1 protein-coding gene is annotated in these 279 nt (G+C 56.6%); it reads left to right on the top strand.

Annotated features, from left to right (window positions below; translation table 11 throughout):
• Positions 1-154 precede the first annotated feature (154 nt).
• Positions 155-279, top strand: a 125-nt coding sequence (locus tag EN807_RS35085) for an adenylyltransferase/cytidyltransferase family protein (protein WP_145972482.1), incomplete at its 3' end; no start/stop codon positions are given.

Genomic DNA, 279 nt, shown 5'->3' with positions numbered 1-279 from the left:
TCTGAAACCGCACTGAACGGCCCGTTCAGCGGGGGTTCACGGCACGGCCGCGCTTGTGAGGGGTGGTTATAAAGTCTTGCGCCGCGTGCTTCTCCATGAAAAAAGGCGGCACATATGCTGAAGCGTCGAGACGCGCCCACCATCTGAGAGCGATATGACGATTGCCTTTTATCCAGGATCCTTCGATCCGATGACCAACGGACATCTGGATGTGCTTCTCCAGGCGCTGAACGTGGCGTCAAAGGTCATTGTCGCGGTTGGCATTCATCCCGGAAAAGC

The organism is Mesorhizobium sp. M5C.F.Ca.ET.164.01.1.1 (genome assembly GCF_004792125.1).
GTDB classification, from domain to species: domain Bacteria; phylum Pseudomonadota; class Alphaproteobacteria; order Rhizobiales; family Rhizobiaceae; genus Mesorhizobium; species Mesorhizobium wenxiniae.
Note: the sequence above shows the minus strand (reverse complement) of the source record. Positions and strands in the feature narration are given on the sequence as shown.